Below are 21,811 nucleotides of genomic sequence, written 5' to 3'. Positions count from 1 at the left end.
AGTATGACATAATTAAAGTGAACGCTTTTCGAGTCCGTTATATTTTAGGTAGGAAGGTGAATAAATGACTCAGGCAGCAGATTTTCAGAACGAGTCGGCAACACGTGCAAATCTATACAGTTTGTTCGCCGGGGGATTAGCCCGAAAAGTTGATGACTCATGGTTAAATCCAAGGTTCCGTGAGAAACTTAAAATGGGGTTACCCGATATTTCAGGCAAAGAGGAACTCGTAAAAGCCCTAAAAAGAGCAGAAGAAGACCCCGAGTATTTTAAAGAACTTCAACTGGACTATGATGCTTTGCTTAATGTGCCGGGACCCAAACTGACGTTTCCCTATGAGTCTTGCTATACCCATCGGAATATTGATGGGACGTATGGGCGGCTGTGGCAAGAACCAGCGCAGGATATGCATCGCATTTTAAAGGAATGGGAGATTGCCTTTGCAGAGGGCTGGGATCTTATCCCGGATCATATCGCCCTTGAGCTCTTTTTTATGGCAAAGCTTTGTCGTCGTACAAGTACTGCGAAAAACGTCGAGGATGAAGAAAGACTTCAAGAATGGCAAGTGAGGTTTTTTCAGGCTCATCTCAATTCGTGGATCTTTGAGTTTGTAAATGTGTTAGAGATGAAAGCAGATACCGATTTTTATCGAGGCATGGCACATTTGCTAAGGGCCTTTTTAGAAGAGGAGAAAGAAGGATTAACTGATAGTATGGAGCAAATCGTATAATAAAGGCCTTACGCCCCTTTGAGGCAAATCAGGTGTATTTTTTTCACGTTACAGCAAGTTGAACTTCCTGTGCGTAAACATAAAAGAGTTGCGCACAACTTTAGAATTGTGGGTAGTATAATAATGGAGGTGGACAATTATGCTAACAACCTTTGGATTTATTACGCCTATGACAGCGGGTATAGTTCTTGTCATTGCTTTGGTTATTTTTGGACCAGGAAAGTTACCGGAATTAGGGAAATCATTAGGCAAAGGGATAAAAGAATTTAAATCGGCTAGTGAGGGTGAAGAGAGAAAAGAAGATAAAGAAATTAAGACTGAAAAAATTGATTGAATAATTGTTCATTTTTTATTGATTAACACTTTTACAGTATAGAACTGGAGAGCGCGTTGTAACAATGGATGAAGATAAACTACCCATTTCTGATACGGTCCATTGTAGTAGTCCTTTATCTTTGTTGACTGTCTCTAGCAGAGGGCAAAGTATTTGGTTTTTGCTAGAGATAGCTATGTAGTGGTTAAGTTCGTTAATTGGTTTTACTCCCTAAAGTAGTTCCCACACGACTTCACCGAGATGTAGACGTTTCGATGCTTATTCATAAACACCCCTAGGAGCTTTTCAGGGCGTTACCCCATCATTCGGCTTCTTCGAGATGTTAGTGCCCTCAGCATCGCTGCTGATGCCTAGGCTTTTAATCAACATAGGAACGTGTCGCACCATTGAAATCATTCGCCAGTGAACACACCTTTCATATGTAATGGAGGCTATCACAATGGAAAAAATTAAAGTGCAAGATTCTGTTGGTGCCATTCTTATCCATGACATGACGCAAATTATTCCCGGTGTCATTAAAGGTCCTCGGTTTCGCAAGGGGCATGTCGTTCAGGAAGAAGATATTCCTGTCCTGCTGAGCATGGGGAAAGAACATATTTACGTCTGGGATCAAACGCCCGGTCTAATTCATGAAAATGAAGCTGCGGAGCGACTCGCCCGAGTAGTATCCGGTTCCGGTCTAGTCCTTGACGAGCCCAAAGAAGGAAAAATCACCCTAACCGCTGCCCACGACGGCCTTCTTTACTCCTCAGAAAATGGCATTTTGGAGTTGAATGCTTTAGAAGGGGTCATCCTCGCCACGCTTCACAATCATTACCCCGTCAAAAAAGGAGATAAAGTCGCTGGAACCCGTGTCGTTCCTCTGATGATTGATGAGAAAGTGATCCTTGCAGCGGAGGAAATCGCCGGAACGTATTCTAACCCTATTCTGGATGTGCGGCCTCTAAAACACTTGAAGGTTGGCATCGTCGTCACGGGAAGTGAAGTCTATCATGGACGTATTCAAGATAAATTCGGGCCTGTACTACGAGCAAAAGTTGAAAACTGGGGATCAGCCGTTATAGAGCAAGCGTTAGCCAGTGATGATGTGTCCCTGATCCAAAGTAACATTCAAAACCAAATAAGTATGGGAGCAGAAATGATCTTAGTCAGTGGTGGCATGTCCGTAGATCCTGATGACGTCACCCCGGCAGCGATTAAAGGAATGGGAACAGAACTCATTACTTACGGTGCACCTGTTTTACCAGGAGCCATGTTTATGCTAGCCTACCTCGGAGATATTCCCATCATGGGGTTGCCTGGGTGCGTCATGTATTCTAAGAAAACCGTCTTTGATTTAGTCGCACCTCGGATGCTTACGGGTGAACGACTGTCCCGGCTTGATATTATCAAGCTAGGAATGGGTGGTCTTTGTCTCGAATGTCCAGTCTGCACGTATCCCCGTTGTTCTTTCGGCAAATAAAAAATAATTCACATATCTGAATTCAAATAAGAAAGCACCTCACAGATTGTAAAATGTACCATTGTACGTCTTCCTGTTTGGAACAATTAAATCATAGGAGACCGTACAAATATAGAAGAAATTAAATTATTTCGTCATCGCTCCAAAGCTGGATCACCTAAAGCAGAAGTTATGGTGACCAGACAAGTGCCTTTAAGGCACTCGGGTATTATGGGAAACCGTAATATCTCCTGCTGGAAAGGAGTCTGTCGACAGGTGGATTAAATCCCCCGGTTGTTTACAGACCGCGGTTTTTTTTATTTGCATTATTTGCATTAGTCAAGGTTTCTTTACAGAATTTAATCTTGAAAAGAGGATTGTAATGCAGGATCAATTTCAAAGGAAAATTGACTATCTTATAATCTCAGTGACAGATCGCTGTAATCTGCGCTGTAAATACTGTATGCCAGTCGAGATTTACAGTGGAAGGAAAGATCGGTATGAAAATCATGATTGAATTAGAAGAGGCGTTAGAATTAGTTCTTAGCCGCATCCGGCCGGTTGAAACAGAGCGCATTTCAATTACGGATGCCTATAAGCGTGTATTGGCTATTGACGTGACATCACAAATTGCCATGCCACCGTTTGATCGTTCGCCTCTAGATGGTTATGCTTATTTAGCTACGGAAGGTGACCCTAAGCCACTTCGGCTTAACGTGGTAAGTGAGATTCCGGCGGGAACTTTCCCAGAGCGAGTTATAGCACTAGGTGAGGCTGCAAAGATATTCACGGGTGCCCCCATTCCGCCTGGTGCTAACTGTGTAGTGAGGATGGAAGACACTGAGCAAGTCGGTGATGAAGTGACAATCTTGCATCCAGTATTACCTGGTTCTAATATTATACATAGAGGAGAGGAGATCAAAGAAGGGGATCTCCTCCTGAAACAGGGTTTCTTTTTAACTCCACCGGGTATTGGGCTCTTAGCCGCAGTTGGCATGGATCAAGTCACTGTATACCGTCGACCGCGTGTGGGGTTGCTCTCCACTGGGTCGGAACTTATGGACGTAGGGCAACCTTTACGCCCTGCAAAGATTTATAACAGTAACAGTTATACCCTACGCGGGATACTTCAAGAAGCTGGGTGCGAGGTTTTCGTGATTCCCATCGTTTCCGACCAAATCGTGGAGACCATCGAAGTTTTGAAAAGGCTTGCGGACACCGATATGGTCATAGCGACTGGCGGAGCCTCTGTGGGGGATTATGATATAATGCGCCATGCTCTGGCCCAGTTTGGATGTGAAATGCTGTTTTGGAAATTAAATCTGAAGCCGGGGACTCCGGTGTCTGTCGGGCTAAAGGAAAAGCAGTTCTTTTTCTCCCTTTCAGGAAATCCCGCGGCTGCTATGGTGACGTTTGAACTTTTAGTTCGTCCTGCACTTCGCAAATTGGCGGGACGCACTACTGCAGAAGATGGACATTTTCTGGTTAAAATGGCAAGTGGCTTTGGAAAGACAGGGAAACAACGACGCTTTTTACGTGCTCAAGCGGTGTTTAAAAATGGGGAAATTTGGGCTGATCTTGCTCCGGCTCAAGGATCAGGAATTCTTCGTTCCATGATTGGTAGCCATTTGTTAGTAGATGTTCCAGCAAACCATGGGCCAGTAGAACCTGGGGAACTCCTGATGGCTGGTCGGATTCCGGGATGCAGCTGCTGATTTTCAGGTAGGCTTAATCCCAACCCAGTTCTATTTTGATAAAAACGGCAATCCATTTGTGCCTCAAGATGCAAAAGCTATGCAAATGGAGTTGTATTCCACTCGTGATACCAATAAACACGTTTATACTGCACATCAAGGAGAAGCACAACTTAGAGCTGTACTTAAGGAGATGGGTGTTGAATGATCAATCAATGGCTTGATATTCTTTCGACACTTATCTCGCAAAGTATGTGGGTAGCGCCAGTGCTTGCTTTGCTCGCGGGAATGTTAACTTCGTTAACTCCTTGCTCGTTATCAAGCGTTCCACTTGTCATAGGATATGTAGGCGGCACTGGAAACCATGACCCAAAAAAGGCCTTTTGGCTTTCGCTTACCTTTTCGGCAGGCTCAGCAGTCACCTTTACCACATTGGGAGTCGCATCCTCACTGGTCGGTAAACTCATGGGAACATCCTCGTCATGGTGGTATCTTTTGCTAGGTGTGCTGATGGTGTTAAATGGCCTTGCAAACATGGGAGATATATAATTTCATTCCGTCAACCTATCTCATTGCCAAGAACGCCCGAAGAGGATACATCGGAGCATTTATTGCGGGAATATTAGGCGGTGTGTTTTCATCTCCCTGTGCAACGCCGGTATTGATTACACTTCTCGTTGTTGTAGCAGAAAGAGGCAGCCTGTTATGGGGAATTCTTCTGTTATTGCTCTACTCCATAGGGCATAGTGCTTTAGTGCTTGTCGCAGGAACTTCGTTGGTTTTGTAACAAGTATGACATCAAACAACAAATATGGTGCCTTCAGCAAGGGTTTAAGAATTGTCATGGGTAGCGTAATTCTGCTCATAGCATTTTATATGTTCTATTTAGGATTTTGATTTGGTTGAACTAGCACTTACTTTTCATAAGTAAGTGCTAGTTTCTGCATTTCACCTTGTTTGGAACAAGGTGAAATGCTTGCTAGATTAAGATGATAAGTCTAAAACCAAAAGATGGATTAAGGAAATTAGATCTATTCCGTGACATGGTGCAGTAAAACAAGGTAGAATATAGGAGAGTTTATATTAAGCAATCACTGTATGGAGGTCGTTAAAGTGTCCAAAAATGATTTTACGCGTCGAGAAGTAATTTGGATGGGTGCTTTAGGGGTCGTTCAGCTAGGAATCCTAGGAACGGCGGCCTTGGGATTCTGGAACCCCAAGACTAACCAGGAACGTCCAAAGATTCAGCTTTCTCAGCTACAGGCGCCTCCAGAACAAGACCCTGAATTGGGAGGGAAGCCCGTGTTAAATATTGCGGTAGCTTCGGTTATCTCGCCGATGGAAAATGTCAATCTCTACGGGGATTTGCTAAATATCATCGGAGAGCGGGTCAATATGAAGGTCAAGATGGTTCAGCGGCAAAACTATACTGAGACAAATCGTCTGATTGAGGCTGGAGAAGTCCAATTGGGGTTCATCTGTTCCGGAGCACTGATAGGGAACATCGGGAAAAATCAAATCAAACAAATTTTGGTTACCCCACAAATTGCGGGGTCCACTACGTATAGTTCCTATATCATTGCTCCTTCATCGTCAAGTGCATCTTCGCTTTTTGATTTGAAAGGGAAATCCTTCGCTTACATGGACCCTTTATCGTTTTCAGGTCGTATTGCTCCCCAAGTGATGTTGAAAAGGAAGGGATATCAACCGGATAATTTTTTTGGGCAGACAGTTTTTACCTATAGTCATGATAAGTCGATTCGAGCGGTGGTTGATGGCATTGTAGATGGAGCCGCCGTTGATAGTTTGATTTATGACCTGACTATGGCACGTGATGAAAGTATCAGGGGGAAAATTAAAGTGATTGACCAATCGGAAGCGATGGGGAACCCTCCAGTTGTTGTCTCACTTAAAGCTAATTCAGAACTCATAGCAACTTTAAAAAACATTTTGCTGACCATGCATATGGATGAACAGGGGCGGAAAGCAATGGGACTTTTACATTTTGATCGTTTTGTTCATCCAGACCAAGCAATCTATGGAAAGATACAGACGATGGCCCATGAAGTAGGCTTGACTTGAAATGATTAAAACGATGAAACGAATAACTAAGTATTTCCCTGATCGAACACTCCAAAAAATCCAAGAGGCGGTCCCTCTTAATGTCAAAATTATGGGGATTGTTGCAGTATTTATCAGTCTATTAGGCTTAACCGTTATTATTGATATGCGGTCTTATGTGACTGGAATTTTAGACGATCAACTAAGGAAACGAGCGGTCACGATTGGGAACGAAGTCGCTTCTGAGAGCATGAATCTGATACTCGTGGGGGATTTGATCGGCCTATTTGAGAAGACAAAAGCAGTTTCAATGCATAATAAAGATGTTCGCTATGTTCTTATCTTAGATGAAAAGGGACAATTAGTTGCGCATAACTTCGGACAAGGAATTCCTGTGGGCTTACTGGAATTACGTCAGCTTGAGAAAGACGCTATCGGATCGGATGTGATAGAAGTTGATTCCGAGGAGGGTGTTATTCTTGATGTCTTAGTACCGCTTGAGAGGAATACTGGATGGGTGCGTATCGGCATGTCTGAAGCCAATCTGAATCAAACCATTAATGCCCTCTCAATAAAGCTCATGGTCACAACTTTAGGAATTACTATCTTAGGTTTGTTCGGTGCCTTTATCATGTCTAATCTTTTAACGCGACCGATAAAACGCTTGGTTGACGCGAGCATAGCAGTGGCTGAAGGAGATTTAAGCCAACGCGTGAGTATTGGGGGGCAGGATGAGATTGGGCAGCTTGGTAGTTCGTTTAATGGAATGGCGGAGAGCTTGGAACGGTATACTCAAGAGAGAGAAGCATTATTGGCAGAGTTAATGGACAAAGAACAAATTCGCCAACAATTATTGAATAAAGTGATCTCTGCGCAGGAAGAGGAGAGAAAGCGGATTGCTCGCGAACTTCATGACGAGGCGGGTCAAAGTTTGACATCCTTGATCATTGGGTTGAAACTTCTAAGTCAGCAAAATGAATTGGAGCAAGCAAGAGGCATGGCGGAAGACTTAAGAAAAGTTGCCTACTTGACGTTAGAAGATGTGCATCGCCTAGCAGTTGAACTACGCCCAACAGTATTAGACGATATGGGCTTGGTAGCGGCGCTGGAACGTTATGTCACTGAATACAGACGCCAGCAGGACAGCGTGGTGGTAGATCTTGAGGTTCATAATCAAGTGATGGAACGCTTGCCGAGTGAAGTGGAGACAAATCTGTACCGAATTGTACAAGAAGCATTGACGAATGTAGCAAAATACGCTAAAGCTCGTAATGTCAGTATCGTTTTGGAGATTCGACCTAAGAGTGTGAATCTGATTATAGAAGATGACGGAGTAGGATTTGATGTTGAGCAAGTCATAAGCGAAAGTAACCAGGGCCGACAAAATCTAGGGCTTGCCGGTATGCAAGAACGATCAGCACTGTTAGGCGGGACCTTTGAGATTGAATCCGAACCGGGTCGGGGAACAACGCTTTATGTGAGATTACCGCTAGAAAAAGGGGGGGGAGTATGAACGAAAAGACACGCGTGTTGCTGGTCGATGACCATACGATCTTGCGTACCGGGTTAAAAATGTTTTTTAATTCTCAAGAAGATATGGTGGTGATTGGCGAAGCAGTGAGTGGAGAGGATGCTCTAGAAAAGGTACAATTACACCAGCCTGATGTAGTCATTTTAGACATTTCCATGCCAGGTATGAATGGAATTGAGGCCATTGCCCGGATTAAGCAATTAACCCCGGACGTCGGGATTCTCATGCTGACTATGCACGAGGCAGAAGAGTATCTTCAGCAAGCAATGCAGGCGGGTGCCAGTGGATATGTCTTGAAGAAGGCTGCAGATTCTGAACTTTTACAGGCAGTGCGTGCGGTTGCCAGGAAAGAGATATTTCTTCATCCAACGTTGGCGAGCATGCTGATTCAGTCCATCTTCCAGCCGGAAACTAGAGAAAGCTCTAAAAAGAGCAGTAATTTGACAGGTCGCGAAACAGAGGTTTTAAAGCTAGTTGCCTTAGGGCATACCAATAAAGAAATTAGTGAAAAGTTAAATGTCAGCATCAAAACAGTCGAGACCCACAAAGCCCGAGTTATGGAAAAAACCGGGTGTGAAAGACGTTCGGAACTCGTCCGCTATGCTATGCAAGAAGGCTATATTTAACTGAAAATCGTGTTTTTGGGGACTAGCGCGAGAAATGGGACGGTTCTTCTGTCTAAATTTATTTAGACAGAAGAACCGTCCCATTGTCTTGCCTTGTCTTGTCACTTGAAAAGGTATTGGGGTTTTATAGTTTTGCCCTTCGCAAAAACCCTGATAGATTTTCAGGGTTTTTACTGATTATTATATAAATCGTTATATGTAATAATGAAATCAAATACAAAGTCAAATATAGTTGCAAGGAGGAAGACCATGGCTCAAGATGATAATATCATTACGATGCAGAAAGAGGTAGAAGCTGCGTTAGCTCGACCAGCTGAGTCCGTTAAGTGGGGTATGTTAATCGATACGCGCAAATGCGTAGGTTGCCATGCCTGTACCATCGGTTGTGTTTCAGAGTACAAACTCCCCCCCGGAGTGGTTTACCGACCGGTCATGGAGGAAGAGACCGGTAGTTACCCGATGGTCAAACGTTCCTTTTTACCCCGACCCTGTATGCAGTGTGAAAACCCACCCTGTGTCAAGGTTTGTCCTGTTGGAGCAACCTTCAAGAGAAAAGACGGAATTGTAGAGATCAATTATGAAAAATGTATCGGATGCCGTTCATGCATAGCTAATTGCCCTTATGGGGCTCGGACCTTTGACACCGGAAGTTACTATACTTCAGGGACTCCACAACTACAGCCTTATGAAACATCAACGTTTTATGAATATGGGAAGAAGTACTCAAGAACTGGACATGGATCACCTGTCGTGGGAAGTGCCCGTAAATGTCATTTTTGTACAAGTCGTATAAAAGTAGGAATGTTACCTGTTTGTGTTTCAACTTGTATAGGACGGGCCACATATTTTGGTGACCTCAATGATAAGAATAGTCTCATTAACAAGGTGCTAAGTTCTGGAAAACCAACTCGTTTAAAAGAAACCTTGGGGACCGGACCTCAAGTATATTATCTATAGGGGGTGAAGGTGCATGAATAAACTGAGTCAGTGGGTTTTGGGTCTATTAGCTTTGATCGGTATCGGTTCTGCGGTCGGCAAAGCGTTTATTTGGGGAGATTCGGTTGTTAATTACGGGAGTTACGTTCCCTGGGGACTCTGGGTCAGCCTATATATTTTCCTAGTCGCTGCTGCTGCAGGCGCTACGTGGTTTGGCTTTTGGTTAGGGTATAAGAATAATTCAGTGCGTTGGATTAAAGTGGGTTTTGGTTCTGCAGCCATCTCTCTGATTGGGGCACTTGCCTTTATTGCGCTTGATCTTGGAAAACCTATGAAAGGAATTAGCATCTTTTTTTCTCCGTCGGTTATGTCTCCGCTAGCTTGGGCGTCGTGGGGGTATGCACTGTTTATCCTTACGGTGGCATTTATTGTGTTTAAAGGAATTTCAAGTGTACGTTCACCCTTAGTCTATTTGGGTCTTGTTTTATCGATCGTATTTCTCGGAGCTGAAACCTTGTTTTTTGGAGAGATGATTGCCCGTCCTCTGTGGAATTCTTGGGGGAGTGCCTTCGCCTTCGTCACGTCAGCGATTGTTGCTGGAGGAGCTTTGGTATACGGAGTAGCTGCCCTATGGGCACCTGATTTGCTTCAGAAAGATGATAGTGGACTGCGCAAACTGTTACTGTATGCCATAGTCTTGCATCTCATAGTCGAAGTAGGGCACCTTGCCTTAGAAATGAAGTTGCCGGAAGCCATGGCCCAAATGACAGATTGGAGATTCTGGGTTCTGTTTGTAGGGCTTGGAGGTGTAGTCGCCATTTATCTTTTGACCAAACCAGCAACGGCTCTTCTTGGAGCACTTCTGTCGTTAGTTGGAATATTGGTTTATAAGGTCACGTTTGTGACGGCCGCGTTCACTCAGCCGGATTTAAACGGATTGCCGGAGGCGTTCCAAGATTCTAGATTGAGTCTTAGCTATACACCGTCGATCGTAGAATGGTTGGTTGCAGTTGGACTCTTGGCCACTGTCGTTTTAGCAATTTCTTGGTTGATTCCCAAAGTCTTGGTTGACCATACTGAGGGTTCAACAAAATCGAATAAAGCAGTCAACGTTTAAGAAAAGGAGGTACAACGATGAGTAAGAAAGAAACGGACGGACTAGAGCAAATAATTACCAAAAGGAAGATTAGTCGTAGAACATTCTTAACGGGAGCTACAGTCGCTACAGGCGCAGCGTTTGTGGGCGGTAGTCCCTTGCTATTAGACATGGGGAGGCGTGCAAATGCCGGTACTCTTGAAGATGGTCGGGAGTACGGATTTAACAATCCAGAATCTATCATTACTTCCTCTTGCTTACAGTGTAATACAGGTTGCCCTATTAAAGTAAAATCTGGTGAGGGGATGCCTCTAAAAATTGAAGGAAGTCCCTATTCCCCGTGGAATCTCTATCCTCATTTACCGTATACATCGGGTTACAAAGACACGATCAGTAAAGTGGATGCGGCCATCTGTCCGAAAGGGCAGGCTGGACTCCAGGCATATTATGACCCATACCGGATTCGTAAGGTTCTAAAACGGGTTGGCAAGCGAGGAGAAAACAAATGGGTTGGTATTTCGTTTGAACAAGCCCTAGAAGAGATTACCAACGGAGGTAAACTTTTTGCCAATGTGCCTGGAGAGGAAGACCGCGTAGTGGAGGGCCTCAATCAGATCCGCGCGGTGAAAGATGCCAAACTTGGGAAAGAGATGTCCGCAGAGATCGCGAAAATCCTCGCCGAGAAAGACAAGGATAAGAAGCAACAGCTCGTTAATGGATTTAAGGAAAAATTCAAAGAGCATATGGATAAATTGATTGATCCAGAACATCCGGACTTTGGTCCGAAGAATAATCAATTCGTTTTTCAATGGGGGCGTTTAAAGGATGGACGTGCAGATTTACTGAAGCGTTTTGCCATTGGAGGGATGGGTTCCACCAATGCCCACGGTCATACAACGGTATGCCAAGGTTCTCTTTACTTCACAGGTAAAGCCATGAGTGAACAATGGCAATATGATGCAGCAAAGAATGCGATGTCCTGGACAGGAGGAAGCAAATTCTACTGGCAGGGGGAGTATACCGGGGCGGAATTTATTCTGTTTGTTGGAGCAAACCATTTTGAAGCAAATTATGGGCCGCCACTTCAGACTTCCCGAATTATCGACGGTCTTTCGTCCGGACGTCTCAAGTTTGCCTGTATTGATCCACGTTTCTCGAAACTTGCCTCTAAAGCGTGGAAATGGTTGCCGGCTAAACCGGGAGAAGATGCCGGAATTGCTATGGGAATGATTCGCTGGATCATCGAGAACCAACGCTATGATGCTAAATTTCTAGCGTGTGCTAATAAGGCAGCTGCTAAAGCGGCTGGAGAACCAACTTGGTCCAATGGTGCTTGGCTTGTAAAGATTGAAAACGGAAAACCTGGTGCATTCTTACGAGCGCATGAAATCGGTGGTGCTAAAGTTAAGAAGACCACCAAAGAGGGCCTGGAGTATGAAGATGAACTGTTCGTAGCCTTTAAAGACGGCAAACCAGTTATGTTTGATCCCAACAGTGAGACCGAGGCGGTAACTGGAGATTTGCTTGTTGACACTGAAATCAATGGGATTAAAGTTAAGAGCGCTTTGGTGATTCTGAAAGAGGAAGCCAGCCGAAAAACCATTGCAGAATGGGCAGAGATTGCAGGGGTAGTAGCTGAGGACATTGAAACTCTGGCTAAGGAATTTACGAGCCATGGCAAAAAAGCGGTGGTCGATATCCATCGTGGACCTTCCCAACATACGAATGGCTTCTATAATAACTTTGCCTGGTTTACGCTCAATGTTTTGAATGGGAATTTTGACTATAAGGGAGGATTTATTAAAAAATCCGACTACAGTCCTGCCGGTGCAAAAGAAGGACAGGTCTATAACATTGGAAACCAACCGGGCAAATTGCCAGACTTCGGGATCTCTTGTATCCGTCACAATGTGAAATACGAAGATACGACGATCTTTAGCGGGTATCCTGCGAAACGGCCATGGTTCCCCTTAGCGAGTGATGTCTACCAGGAGGTTCTTCCTTCTATGGGAGATGCTTACCCTTATCCCTGCAAAGCGTTGTTCCTTTATATGGGGTCACCCATTTACACGTTGCCAGCTGCGGGTCCTTTGGTTGATATTATTACGGATGTTAAGAAAGTCCCGTTGTTTGTAACGTTTGATATTACCGTGGGCGAGACTTCGACCTTTGCGGATTATATTATTCCAGATCTTACGTATCTGGAACGATGGGAATTCCAAGGGGGCCATCCGAGTATTCCTCATAAGACCCAACCGGTCCGCCAGCCTGCCGCACCGCCGCTCACAGATAATGCGAAAGTCTATGGACAGGAAATGCCGATGAGTTTTGAGAGCTTCCTTCTTGGACTCGCCGAGAAAATGAATCTCCCTGGCTTTGGTCCGGATGGTTTTGAAAAAGGAGTTCCGCTAACCCATCAAGACCACCTCTACTTGAAACAAGTTGCTAATGTAGCGACGGATGGAAAACCAGTTCCAGAGGCTAATGAAGAGGAAGAGAAGATTTTCCTAGCGGCTCGGAAGCATCTTCCAAAATCGATTTTTGATCCAGAACGTTGGAAAGAAGCGTGTGGGGCTGCTAATTGGAAAAAGGTAATTTATGTTCTAAACCGAGGCGGACGCTTCCAAGATGATTCGGACACCTACGATGGAGAAAAACTGAAGAACAAGTATGGAGCACTTATTAATATTTACCAGGAGAAGACCGCCAAGACCAAAAATACCATGACGGGTAAGAGCTTTATTCCTCATGCGGCCTATGTGCCTGGCCCAGCGGATTGCACTGGTAAATTACTGACCGATGAAAAAGATGGGTATCCGTTTAGCTTAATTACCTATCGCCCGATTCAACACACAAAGTCTAGAACGGCTGGAAACTACTGGTTGTTAGCGCTGGAGAAAGAAAACAGCATCATGATGAATGCAGTCGATGGGGAAAAAATGGGAATCAAAGATGGGGATAAAGTTCGTCTTCTTTCGGCAACGAACCCAGATGGAGTCTGGAAGCTCGGACCTCAAGGCGAAATTCAGATGGTCGCGAAAGTGAAATTAGTCCAAGGGATACGTCCTGGAACAGTAGCCTTCCATGTGAGCTTTGGGCACTTTGCCTATGGATCTCGCGATATTACCGTGGACGGCAAGGTTATTAAGGGAGATCCCCGGCGAGGAAAAGGAACGCATTTCAATCCGGTGATGCGAGTAGACCCCGTTCTTAAAAATGTAGGGCTACAGGATATTACGGGTGGAAGTATTTGCTTCTATGATACTCGTGTAAAGGTTGTTAAAGCTTAATTAAGAACCTTCCACCACTTTATCCAATTTTCAAGACCCCCACTTCTTGAGGTGGGGGTCTTTCGTAAATTTACTTTTTTTTCATGGCATCATAGAATTTTGTCAAGTTATCTGGTATGGAATATTTCGGCACTTCCTGTTCATCGTTACTCCCACCATATACTTCTTTTAGTAATGCTTCAATAATCATTGCTTTAGGTGGTATAGTGTATTCGTTTCCTTGATAGACCCAAACCCTGCAGTCGACATCATCCCCGCACAAATCACCACAAGACTCGCATAAACTTTCTTTAACGTCCATTTGAATGTCACGTCCGTTCAGGCGGATTGTTGGGGAACTTATAAACTGATATTGCTTGGCAAGTTCTTCACTAACAACGTTGATTTTGTTGACCAACACTTCAACACCCGTAGCTTCAAGAACCTTTGAAACTTCTGATAAGGCTTCATCAAGGCTTGTATCCGCTCCCTGGCAGCGCGTGCAAACGCTAACATCAAGAAACAAAAAATCAATGACAATTCGTTTTTTCTCCATTTGGACATCCTTCGGAACATCACAGCAACCCGGGCCGCAGGAACAGCCATCTGGAGTAACGGCTTGGGTATTCAGTGTCGTCTCACCACAATCTGAACAACAGGAACAGCCTACAGAAACATTGTTATCTACCACTAAAAACAACTCCTTATAGTTATTTGTCTTTCGACTTTACCTATAAAGACGCAGCACATGAAAAAAAGACGCATATTATACGCCTTTTTTTCAACAAAATTTACAATCACTGCATTTATGTTGATAATCTATGACATTACCCCGATGGTCAAATTCTAGGTGACAGCAGCCTAAGAGCATTTCTTTCAGTTTTAGCCGTGCCCTTTGAATCCGCGATTTTGCTCCTGATACCGATAAACCCATTCTTTCGCTCAGTTCCTTCTGAGTCAGATTCTGAAACTCGGTTAATATGATCGCTTGTTTGTATTTTTCAGGTAAATGACTGATCATTGGTCTTAAACATTGGGCAATTTCGTCATTAGCAGTCAACTTATCCTCACTATCATATGTCCACTTAAATACACTCATCCTTTAATTCATGTTGTCCTCGACTGCATTTTGATAATTGATTCCACTGTGCCACTCTATCAAACTTTCCCAGCACACCTCTCAACAATATTCTACGCAAGTTATACAGCCTGTCAATTACTTTATAATAAATAATTCCAGTGCTTAAAGTGGACGTAATACTCTTGGCTGATCGTACTTTAATTTTCAAGTACCATGCGCGCGCTTTAGGGCTGAATTTAAACTTAAATTGCAGCATCTAGTTGTATTTGTATCTAAAGATATATTATAATATTATTAAATAGTAGCTTCATGGGCAGATTATAATAAAAATAAGATTTGAGGGGTTTATGTGGAAGAACAGATCGTATCCATGAAGAGTGATTTTTTTAAGGCCTTAGCGCACCCTACCCGGGTACGTATCCTCGAACGACTGGCGAAGAACGGCGAAGAAGTGTGTGTTTGTGAGCTGATCGAGGATTTGGGAGTTGAACAGTCGAATTTATCTCAACACTTGAGTATTTTGCGCAAGCAACAAATTATTTCATCGACTAAAGTGGGCTTAAAAGTCATGTATCGCGTCAAATACCCTGAAGTATTGACTATTCTGGAGAATGTCCAGAAGATTCTTGCCCAACAATTTCAAGAAGGAGAAGCTTTGATGAGGCATTTTGCCGACCGCTAGGTCGGCAGGAATGCCATCCTGTTACAACGTGTTAACTACAAGGAAAAGAGGTGGACTTTTGGATATTGAAATTTTAGGCTCTGGGTGTTCGAATTGTGCGAAGTTAGAAAAGGTAACTAAGGAGGGCATAGCCCAGCTTGGGATTGAAGCACACGTTGAAAAGGTCGAAGACATGCAAAAGATTATGTCTTACGGGGTGATGAGTACTCCTGCTCTAGTCATCAATGGGGTGGTTAAGTTGGTTGGGAAAGTGCCGAATAAGGTACGCGAAATTGAGATCTTAGAAAAAGAGCTGAATGCTAAGTAAGAGTCACGCCATACCATAGTTCAGTGTGGCGGGCTTATTACGGCCTTATTTAAAGACCATTTATAACTACTTAGTTCACATGTGAGTTAGGCCCATTCTACTATTCACAGCTCCGGCGGTAGGGACAAGATTATTGTTGGAAATTCAATAGTAGACAAAGAAGTTGGGGCTGGTCTCATTACCCAACAACAGGCTGACGCTATGAAGAGTTCTATCGACCTGCGCCAACAATACAGTGAACAAGCTCTAGCGAACGGTCAGGTTTTCGATCCGGGCATGGGGATATAGCGTTTCCTCCTAACACAAACAATTGTTGTGTTGTTATAAATAACAATTGAATTATCGGCGCTAAGGGCAAACCTGTCAAAAGATAGGGACGCAAAGCCATAGGGTCTAAGGTGCTTACCAGCACTATGATAGCCTGGCTACCGCAGAGACTACGTGTCTAAACCTGCCCTCTTAGCGGCAGGTTTTTTTGTCTTTTGAGCATGGCATTCGTGACTTTAGTACTGAAAGTCCACTACGATGGCTGCTAGCACCAGTTGTTAGGTAAAGGTAAGGGGTGATGAGGACTCAGAAGGAAGCCGGAGGCAAGATGCCGACCTTGTGCGCAAAAATTACATATACGGCATATAGCAACCGAGTCCTCGCTTCATTTAAGGAATTTAATTGAGATGTGAGAACAACATGGATACGGTCGCATTTCGACAAATTATTACCGAAATATGGATGATGTTATTATCAAGATTTTTGTTTTTCATTTTAAGTAGGCGAGGTGCTGACAAATGAAAAATGTAACTTTATTAAAAATTAAAAGGTTAAAATAGCTGAAGTACAGTGGTGTAAGGATATCCATGCCGAGGGTGGCTTCACCGATCCAAATTACGTTCCACCCTCAGAGAATGTTACGCAACTCTCAACATTTCCACAATTCAATATGCCTCAAACAGACCATAAAACCGCAATTTGTAACAAACAAATTGCGGTTTTGTTATTGACAAAAAATTCCTGTTTTCGACTTCTGGTATGTCTTAAACATTCTTCTTTCTCCCAAAAAATCTTTAAAAATGAATTAAGAAACTGGTTAAAGGGCAACCGATACCAGTTAAAAGATGAAATCCTATTTTCACAGTTTAACCAGCGAAACCGTGGAAAGCTTTGCTTTTATGGACCGGAACAAGAACTGGATTTTATATATAAACAGCTGAAGATCCCGAAATTCAATGTCAGAGTCAGGAACGGACTTTTATTCCAGGTATTAAATACCTGGAACGAGGTCAAGTGCGGCATTATCCTTATGTCTTTCTGGTTGGACATAAATCATAATGCGGACAAGCTCTGCGTCAAGAGCAGAAGCATCAACTGTAACAAGCATAGTGCCTGTGAGAAAATAAGAAAATTTTTAGTGGAAAACGACCATAAGTTTGGTCTTTCTTCTTTCTTAGAAAATTCAATCGGGTGCCGTTCTCCTCCGCTTGTTCTTCATTTTTCAGATTAAAAAATCTAAAAATGGAGGACAAGCTCATGGAAGAACACGAGCGTAAATACACGTTAGTCGTTCAAAAGAAACGGATTGCTGTGAGTAAAGAAGTCTATATGGCTTACTTCCAATGCAGAGATAGGGAGAAGTATCTTAATGAATTGGCAGAAACAAACAATATATCCTTTGAAGCCTGCCACGAAAAGGGTATTCAAGTGGAATATTTGCTTGTATCTGCGCAGGAATCCATAGAGGACAGGATCATCATGAAAGAAATGATTGCCAAGATGTTGCGGGGTCTTACTCTTTTAGATGAAAACGAGCGAATGCTGATTAGTGAACTGTTTTTTAAAGGTAAGAGTGAGCGTCAATTATCGGCAGAAACAGGAATACCACAAAAAACAATCAACGATAGAAAACGCAAAGCTCTACTGAAATTAAAAAAAATTATAGAAAAGTAAAAAAGAAATCCGCTCAACCCCTCACTTTTTTCCCTATAGAAGTGAGGGGCTTTTTTTATCCCTCACTGCTCTTTGAAAAATGTCGGCGCAAGCCGTCCATATCCAACAGCTCAAATACGTTAACTGTTCAGCTGCTAAAACGGAAAGCGACCTTGGTAAACACGCCAGAACAGCCTGCGGACAAATTGCCCGTAAAACCGATCGCATCAAAGGCTATGAGCGAGAAATGTTTGACCATAAACCAATCTGTGGTGGATTGCTTCGCCAGGACCTGAACAGCCTACAATGATACTCCTGCATAGTCGAGGTTAAGTCCAAGAGTGCAGCCCGGAGGTTCTCGGGGAGGTGGAATTCCTGTGATGCCTGCTAACTACAGGTAGTTTGAGCTGTTGCCCCGGTGCTTGGGAAGTAGTGTCAAATAAAGCACAGGCCGAAGATGGAGAACAAGCGTAACCGCTTTGATATCAGAAACTATGCAGCGGAACTCAAAGTCCGCTGCATCCTTGTGATATTAAGGCCTCAAATTTAAGGAGGTACGAGATTATGGGAGATGAGAAAAGAGCGTGGACTTACTACCGGGTAGCCAATGGCGATCCTGAATTGATGGAAGCCCAAAGAAATGAGCTGTTACGCCATGCAAAAAGCCTTGGTTATAAGGTAGTGGGAGAATCTTATGATACCGGTAGTGGACGGTGCATGGACCGGGAAGGGATAAAAGAGGTTTCTGCAGCAGCCGCGTCCGGACAACAAATGGACGCCGTTTTAATTAAAAAGGTTTCTTGCCTTGGGCGAGATATACTTCCGACCCTGGCATACATAGCTCAGCTTAACCGATGGGGTGTGGAGGCAGTCTCTATCGCGGAGGGCACCATTAGAATCACAGCCCCCAATGAAGCGATTGACAATATTATAGACACAATCCAGATGTAAAGGAGGATGAAGCCATGTCACAAGCTCAACTAGCCAATGAAATCAAATACAAAATGGCGCTTTCCCTGCTGAAATCCATGCTTGGAAAGGGGCTTATTACCCTTTCCGAGTTTACGGAAGCGGACCAAATAAATCAGCGTTTGTACACGCCACAATTAGTAGAGGTATATATGTAAAAACACTTGATATAGTGCTTTTTGTGTAGTACTGTGTGTTGCTAACAGGACGTCTGTTCTGAAAAAAAGAAAGGAGGATGCGTATGACCAAGGTAACCATGATCAACCCGATCAACCCAAAAACAGAGAAAAAAACGATCCCCAAACTACGTGTATGCGCATACTGCCGTGTCAGCTCAGACCTCGATGAGCAGCAAAAGTCCTTTTCGACACAGGTAGCGTATTACACCGAGCTGATCGAGGCCAACGACGCCTGGACGTTTGCGGGCATCTACGCCGATGAGGGTATCAGCGGCACCAGCAAAGACAAGCGTGACGAGTTTCTGAGGCTGATGAAAGACTGTGAAGCCAAAAGGGTGGATAGGGTCATCACCAAATCCATCTCCAGGTTTGCGAGAAATACCAAGGACTGCATTGAAGCGGTCAGAAAGCTGAAAGAACTTGGAATCGCCATCTATTTCGAAAAGGAAAATATCAACACCCTGACGGTGGACAGCGAACTGGTACTCACCATACTCGGTTCTACAGCCCAGGAAGAATCCATTTCCATCTCCAAAAACAACAGATGGGCGATACAAAAAAAGTTCGAAACAGGGGAATGGAATCCCTCTTGCCTTCCCTACGGATACACTAAGGATGCCACGGGTGAAATCATCATCGATGAAGCGGAAGCCGTCATCGTCCGCAGGATATACCGCGACTACTTAAACGGCAAGGGTTCTTATATCATCGCCAGGGAGCTGACACAAGAAGGTGTTTCTACTAGAAGAGGTGCAGAAGCCTGGGGAGAAAATGTAGTTACGGAAATCCTGACCAGTGAAAAATATGTCGGCGATATGCTGATGCAAAAGACCTTTACCACCGATACAGTGCCTTTCATCCGGAAAAAGAATAAGGGCCAAAAACAAAAGTATTTTATACAGGACAGCCATGAACCCATTATTACAAGAGAAGAAGCCCAGCGTGTCAGGGAAATCATGGACCAGCGAAGAAAAGAAAAAGAAATGGTTGCCCACACTGAGAAGTACAATAACCGATACCCCTTCACCAGCAAGATTATATGCGGCGAATGTGGAACCACTTTCAAAAGACAGAAGCTGTTCAAAGGCATGCTCTACCAAACAGAGCAGTGGTGCTGCAGTAAGCATATCCGAAAGCGAACAGCGTGCAGCATGACAGCCATCAAAGAGGATTACCTCAAATCAGCATTCATTATTCTATATAATAAGCTGAAAAGCAACTGTGATCCAATCCTAATCCCACTATCAGAGGATTTGAAAAAGCTCCATTACAGTCAAGGATATGAATCGCAGATAAAAAAACTTAACAGCAGAATATCGGAACTAACGGAACAGAGTCATGTACTGAGTAGACTGAGGTCGAAAGGATATCTTGACTCTGTTCTTTTTATAGAGCAAAATAGTTTCATCGTAAAAGAGCTTGCGGAATTAAAAGCTCAGCGCAGTGCTCTCCTTGATTATACAGATTTTGATGAGCAAATCACTAGGACCCATGAGCTGATCACCATCCTCAAAAAGCAGGAGGACCTGATGGAGAGCTTCGATGAAACTATCTTCTCTCTGATGGTAGAAAAGATCATCGTGAAATCAAAAGTAACGCTTACCTTCCACTTAATCAACGGATTGGAGCTTACAGAGCTTATTGGAGAGGAAATGAGTTAAATGGCGCAAAGGCATATGCCCTTCGGTTATAAAATCATCAACGGAACCGTAACCATCCTACCTGAAAAGGCAGATCTGATCCGAAAAATGTTCAACGAGTATATCGCGGGAATATCCCTTCTGCAAATGGCCAAAGACCTGACTCAACAGGGAATACCAAATGCCAACGGAAAACCTTCCTGGAATCACGGTTCCATCGGGAAAATCTTAAGCAACTGCAAATATATCGGCAATGATTTCTACCCTGCCATAGTCACAGAGGAAGTATTCAATAGCGTAAAAGCATGCAGAGAAGAAAAGAATACGCAACTTAATAGAAATACCAATTACTATGCCAACGGCATCACCAGCACCTACCCCTTTAGCGGCAAGGTGGTCTGCAGCGAATGCGGAAGCGTGTTCCGGCGCTACACCGAGCATCACGATAGAAACAAAAAATGCAACTGGAAATGCAAGCGCTACATTGTTGACAATAGGGTCTGCTGCAAAAGCGGCGTAGTTGATGACCATCAGCTGGAAGCCGCCTTTATAGAGATCATCAACCGGGTGCTTGAAAAACCGGATGTGATAGAGACTCACCCCACAGTCAAGGCACACAGGGGAGTACGGAATTAATAAAGCTAACCCTGCAAATCACTGGCGCATTACATAAAAGCGATTCGGAACCAGCGGTATTGGCGGAGCTATTATTCAAAAGAGTTGCAGAGCAGTATCGGCTCTCAACGATAGATGACTTTGAGTATCAAACCAGGAAGCTGAAAGCGATATTTCAAACTCGTAAGCCCATCACAGCATTTGATGAGGATTTATTCAAGGCCACCATCAAGAGCATTACGGTGGAAAAGATCGGCCAACTACGATTCGAGCTGATCAATGGTGTCACGCTAAATACCACCTACACATTACGTGGAAAAGGAGGAATTGATCATGGCAAGAGCGGCAAGAACAGTATCGGTGATCCCTGCCGATCCGATTTATAATTTAAATGAAAAGGCAAAGGAAAAGAAACTGCGAGTAGCGGCCTACTGCCGTGTTAGTACAGAACTGGAACAACAGCAGTCAAGCTATCAAATTCAGGTGGAGCATTATACAAGAGAAATACAGTCAAATCCAAAATGGAAGTTCGCAGGCATCTATGCGGATGAAGGCATCAGCGGAACCAACACCAAAAAACGTACCGATTTTAACCGAATGATTGAAGATTGCATGGCAGGCAAGATTGACATGGTGCTGACCAAATCCGTCAGCCGATTTGCCCGCAATACCGTAGATTGCATTACCTACATCCGACAGC

Annotated in this window: 25 protein-coding genes and 2 riboswitches; of the genes, 23 read left to right on the top strand and 2 right to left on the bottom strand. The window is 43.9% G+C overall.

Going from position 1 to position 21,811, the window contains the following annotated elements:
* Positions 1 to 64: 64 nt before the first annotated feature.
* The 12 genes from DSOL_RS05120 to DSOL_RS05070 all read left to right on the top strand — a co-directional run bounded on the left by DSOL_RS05120 (position 65) and on the right by DSOL_RS05070 (position 13,739).
* Entirely contained in the window at positions 65 to 730 is a 666-nt protein-coding gene (locus DSOL_RS05120) for a TorD/DmsD family molecular chaperone (protein WP_075363808.1), read from the top strand.
* Between the two features lie 139 nt (positions 731 to 869).
* Positions 870 to 1,064, top strand: coding sequence for a twin-arginine translocase TatA/TatE family subunit (gene tatA / locus DSOL_RS05115; RefSeq protein WP_075363807.1), 195 nt, complete (start codon positions 870 to 872; stop codon positions 1,062 to 1,064).
* Between the two features lie 439 nt (positions 1,065 to 1,503).
* Positions 1,504 to 2,526, top strand: a complete 1,023-nt coding sequence (locus tag DSOL_RS05110; RefSeq protein ID WP_075363806.1) for a molybdopterin-binding protein — start codon at positions 1,504 to 1,506, stop codon at positions 2,524 to 2,526.
* Positions 2,527 to 2,654: 128 nt separating this feature from the next.
* Positions 2,655 to 2,786, top strand: a riboswitch (molybdenum cofactor riboswitch).
* Between the two features lie 219 nt (positions 2,787 to 3,005).
* Entirely contained in the window at positions 3,006 to 4,220 is a 1,215-nt protein-coding gene (locus DSOL_RS05105) for a molybdopterin molybdotransferase MoeA (protein ID WP_075363805.1), read from the top strand.
* Positions 4,221 to 4,403: 183 nt separating this feature from the next.
* Entirely contained in the window at positions 4,404 to 4,748 is a 345-nt protein-coding gene (locus DSOL_RS29700) for a cytochrome c biogenesis CcdA family protein (RefSeq protein ID WP_345788362.1), read from the top strand.
* Positions 4,720 to 4,986, top strand: coding sequence for a cytochrome c biogenesis protein CcdA (locus tag DSOL_RS29695; protein WP_345788361.1), 267 nt, complete (start codon positions 4,720 to 4,722; stop codon positions 4,984 to 4,986). The genes DSOL_RS29700 and DSOL_RS29695 overlap by 29 nt, the downstream gene beginning before the upstream one ends.
* A gap of 326 nt (positions 4,987 to 5,312) precedes the next feature.
* Positions 5,313 to 6,281 (top strand): substrate-binding domain-containing protein, encoded by a 969-nt coding sequence (locus DSOL_RS05095; protein ID WP_075363804.1) that lies wholly within the window; start codon positions 5,313 to 5,315, stop codon positions 6,279 to 6,281.
* A 1-nt stretch (position 6,282) separates the two neighbouring features.
* The gene (locus DSOL_RS05090) at positions 6,283 to 7,773 is read left to right on the top strand and encodes a HAMP domain-containing sensor histidine kinase (protein WP_235838699.1); all 1,491 of its coding nucleotides are present in this window, start codon (positions 6,283 to 6,285) and stop codon (positions 7,771 to 7,773) included.
* Positions 7,770 to 8,417: a response regulator transcription factor gene (locus tag DSOL_RS05085; protein WP_075363803.1), complete on the top strand. Its 648-nt coding sequence runs from the start codon at positions 7,770 to 7,772 to the stop codon at positions 8,415 to 8,417. Before DSOL_RS05090 ends, DSOL_RS05085 begins: the two co-directional genes overlap by 4 nt.
* A 249-nt stretch (positions 8,418 to 8,666) precedes the next feature.
* On the top strand, positions 8,667 to 9,374 hold the full coding sequence (locus DSOL_RS05080) for a 4Fe-4S dicluster domain-containing protein (protein WP_075363802.1): 708 nt from the start codon (positions 8,667 to 8,669) through the stop codon (positions 9,372 to 9,374).
* A 13-nt stretch (positions 9,375 to 9,387) separates the two neighbouring features.
* Positions 9,388 to 10,470 carry an NrfD/PsrC family molybdoenzyme membrane anchor subunit gene (gene nrfD, locus DSOL_RS05075; protein ID WP_075363801.1) on the top strand — a complete coding sequence of 361 codons (1,083 nt, stop codon included), beginning with the start codon at positions 9,388 to 9,390 and terminating at the stop codon, positions 10,468 to 10,470.
* A 17-nt stretch (positions 10,471 to 10,487) separates the two neighbouring features.
* Positions 10,488 to 13,739, top strand: coding sequence for a molybdopterin-dependent oxidoreductase (locus DSOL_RS05070; protein ID WP_075363800.1), 3,252 nt, complete (start codon positions 10,488 to 10,490; stop codon positions 13,737 to 13,739).
* Positions 13,740 to 13,809: 70 nt separating this feature from the next.
* On the opposite strand, the gene DSOL_RS05065 is transcribed toward DSOL_RS05070, so the two are convergent.
* On the bottom strand, positions 13,810 to 14,409 hold the full coding sequence (locus DSOL_RS05065) for a DUF2703 domain-containing protein (RefSeq protein WP_235838698.1): 600 nt from the start codon (positions 14,407 to 14,409) through the stop codon (positions 13,810 to 13,812).
* A 90-nt stretch (positions 14,410 to 14,499) separates the two neighbouring features.
* Complete coding sequence (locus DSOL_RS05060; protein WP_075363916.1) at positions 14,500 to 14,778, bottom strand: sigma-70 family RNA polymerase sigma factor; 279 nt, start codon at positions 14,776 to 14,778, stop codon at positions 14,500 to 14,502.
* A gap of 370 nt (positions 14,779 to 15,148) precedes the next feature.
* Between DSOL_RS05060 and DSOL_RS05055 the strand changes: the two genes are divergently transcribed.
* From DSOL_RS05055 to DSOL_RS05010, 11 genes are all read left to right on the top strand, one after another.
* Positions 15,149 to 15,481, top strand: coding sequence for an ArsR/SmtB family transcription factor (locus DSOL_RS05055; protein WP_075363798.1), 333 nt, complete (start codon positions 15,149 to 15,151; stop codon positions 15,479 to 15,481).
* Positions 15,482 to 15,539: 58 nt separating this feature from the next.
* Positions 15,540 to 15,788, top strand: a complete 249-nt coding sequence (locus tag DSOL_RS05050) for a thioredoxin family protein (protein ID WP_075363797.1) — start codon at positions 15,540 to 15,542, stop codon at positions 15,786 to 15,788.
* 102 nt (positions 15,789 to 15,890) lie between these two features.
* Positions 15,891 to 16,076 carry a DUF2680 domain-containing protein gene (locus DSOL_RS26675; protein ID WP_083642317.1) on the top strand — a complete coding sequence of 62 codons (186 nt, stop codon included), beginning with the start codon at positions 15,891 to 15,893 and terminating at the stop codon, positions 16,074 to 16,076.
* 55 nt (positions 16,077 to 16,131) lie between these two features.
* A riboswitch (cyclic di-GMP riboswitch) is annotated at positions 16,132 to 16,221 on the top strand.
* A 1,091-nt stretch (positions 16,222 to 17,312) separates the two neighbouring features.
* A complete protein-coding gene (locus DSOL_RS05035; RefSeq protein WP_075363795.1) occupies positions 17,313 to 17,729 on the top strand; it encodes a sigma factor-like helix-turn-helix DNA-binding protein in 417 nt (138 codons plus the stop codon).
* A gap of 79 nt (positions 17,730 to 17,808) precedes the next feature.
* Positions 17,809 to 18,018 (top strand): hypothetical protein, encoded by a 210-nt coding sequence (locus DSOL_RS05030; protein WP_075363794.1) that lies wholly within the window; start codon positions 17,809 to 17,811, stop codon positions 18,016 to 18,018.
* Between the two features lie 254 nt (positions 18,019 to 18,272).
* The gene (locus DSOL_RS05025) at positions 18,273 to 18,659 is read left to right on the top strand and encodes a recombinase family protein (RefSeq protein WP_075363793.1); all 387 of its coding nucleotides are present in this window, start codon (positions 18,273 to 18,275) and stop codon (positions 18,657 to 18,659) included.
* A 14-nt stretch (positions 18,660 to 18,673) separates the two neighbouring features.
* A complete protein-coding gene (locus DSOL_RS27840; protein ID WP_170871442.1) occupies positions 18,674 to 18,835 on the top strand; it encodes an SHOCT domain-containing protein in 162 nt (53 codons plus the stop codon).
* An 83-nt stretch (positions 18,836 to 18,918) separates the two neighbouring features.
* Positions 18,919 to 20,517 (top strand): recombinase family protein, encoded by a 1,599-nt coding sequence (locus DSOL_RS05020; protein WP_075363792.1) that lies wholly within the window; start codon positions 18,919 to 18,921, stop codon positions 20,515 to 20,517.
* Positions 20,518 to 21,132, top strand: a complete 615-nt coding sequence (locus DSOL_RS26670) for a recombinase family protein (protein WP_083642316.1) — start codon at positions 20,518 to 20,520, stop codon at positions 21,130 to 21,132.
* 59 nt (positions 21,133 to 21,191) lie between these two features.
* Complete coding sequence (locus tag DSOL_RS27095) at positions 21,192 to 21,497, top strand: hypothetical protein (protein ID WP_139314387.1); 306 nt, start codon at positions 21,192 to 21,194, stop codon at positions 21,495 to 21,497.
* The coding region (locus tag DSOL_RS05010; protein WP_139314386.1) for a recombinase family protein at positions 21,445 to 21,811 on the top strand (367 nt) is incomplete at its 3' end. The genes DSOL_RS27095 and DSOL_RS05010, both read left to right, overlap by 53 nt.

It is taken from the genome of Desulfosporosinus metallidurans, assembly GCF_001936615.1.
Classification (GTDB): Bacteria; Bacillota; Desulfitobacteriia; order Desulfitobacteriales; family Desulfitobacteriaceae; genus Desulfosporosinus; species Desulfosporosinus metallidurans.
Note: the sequence above shows the minus strand (reverse complement) of the source record. Positions and strands in the feature narration are given on the sequence as shown.

Coding starts and splice junctions, on each gene's coding strand:
- nrfD (WP_075363801.1), top strand. CDS start 9,388: ATGAATAAACTGAGTCAGTGGGTTTTGGGTCTATTAGCTTTGATCGGT.
- tatA (WP_075363807.1), top strand. CDS start 870: ATGCTAACAACCTTTGGATTTATTACGCCTATGACAGCGGGTATAGTT.
- DSOL_RS05105 (WP_075363805.1), top strand. CDS start 3,006: ATGAAAATCATGATTGAATTAGAAGAGGCGTTAGAATTAGTTCTTAGC.
- DSOL_RS05070 (WP_075363800.1), top strand. CDS start 10,488: ATGAGTAAGAAAGAAACGGACGGACTAGAGCAAATAATTACCAAAAGG.
- DSOL_RS05080 (WP_075363802.1), top strand. CDS start 8,667: ATGGCTCAAGATGATAATATCATTACGATGCAGAAAGAGGTAGAAGCT.
- DSOL_RS29695 (WP_345788361.1), top strand. CDS start 4,720: ATGGCCTTGCAAACATGGGAGATATATAATTTCATTCCGTCAACCTAT.
- DSOL_RS05030 (WP_075363794.1), top strand. CDS start 17,809: ATGTCGGCGCAAGCCGTCCATATCCAACAGCTCAAATACGTTAACTGT.
- DSOL_RS26670 (WP_083642316.1), top strand. CDS start 20,518: ATGGCGCAAAGGCATATGCCCTTCGGTTATAAAATCATCAACGGAACC.
- DSOL_RS05110 (WP_075363806.1), top strand. CDS start 1,504: ATGGAAAAAATTAAAGTGCAAGATTCTGTTGGTGCCATTCTTATCCAT.
- DSOL_RS29700 (WP_345788362.1), top strand. CDS start 4,404: ATGATCAATCAATGGCTTGATATTCTTTCGACACTTATCTCGCAAAGT.
- DSOL_RS05020 (WP_075363792.1), top strand. CDS start 18,919: ATGACCAAGGTAACCATGATCAACCCGATCAACCCAAAAACAGAGAAA.
- DSOL_RS05090 (WP_235838699.1), top strand. CDS start 6,283: ATGATTAAAACGATGAAACGAATAACTAAGTATTTCCCTGATCGAACA.
- DSOL_RS27840 (WP_170871442.1), top strand. CDS start 18,674: ATGTCACAAGCTCAACTAGCCAATGAAATCAAATACAAAATGGCGCTT.
- DSOL_RS05120 (WP_075363808.1), top strand. CDS start 65: ATGACTCAGGCAGCAGATTTTCAGAACGAGTCGGCAACACGTGCAAAT.
- DSOL_RS05085 (WP_075363803.1), top strand. CDS start 7,770: ATGAACGAAAAGACACGCGTGTTGCTGGTCGATGACCATACGATCTTG.
- DSOL_RS05035 (WP_075363795.1), top strand. CDS start 17,313: ATGGAAGAACACGAGCGTAAATACACGTTAGTCGTTCAAAAGAAACGG.
- DSOL_RS05025 (WP_075363793.1), top strand. CDS start 18,273: ATGGGAGATGAGAAAAGAGCGTGGACTTACTACCGGGTAGCCAATGGC.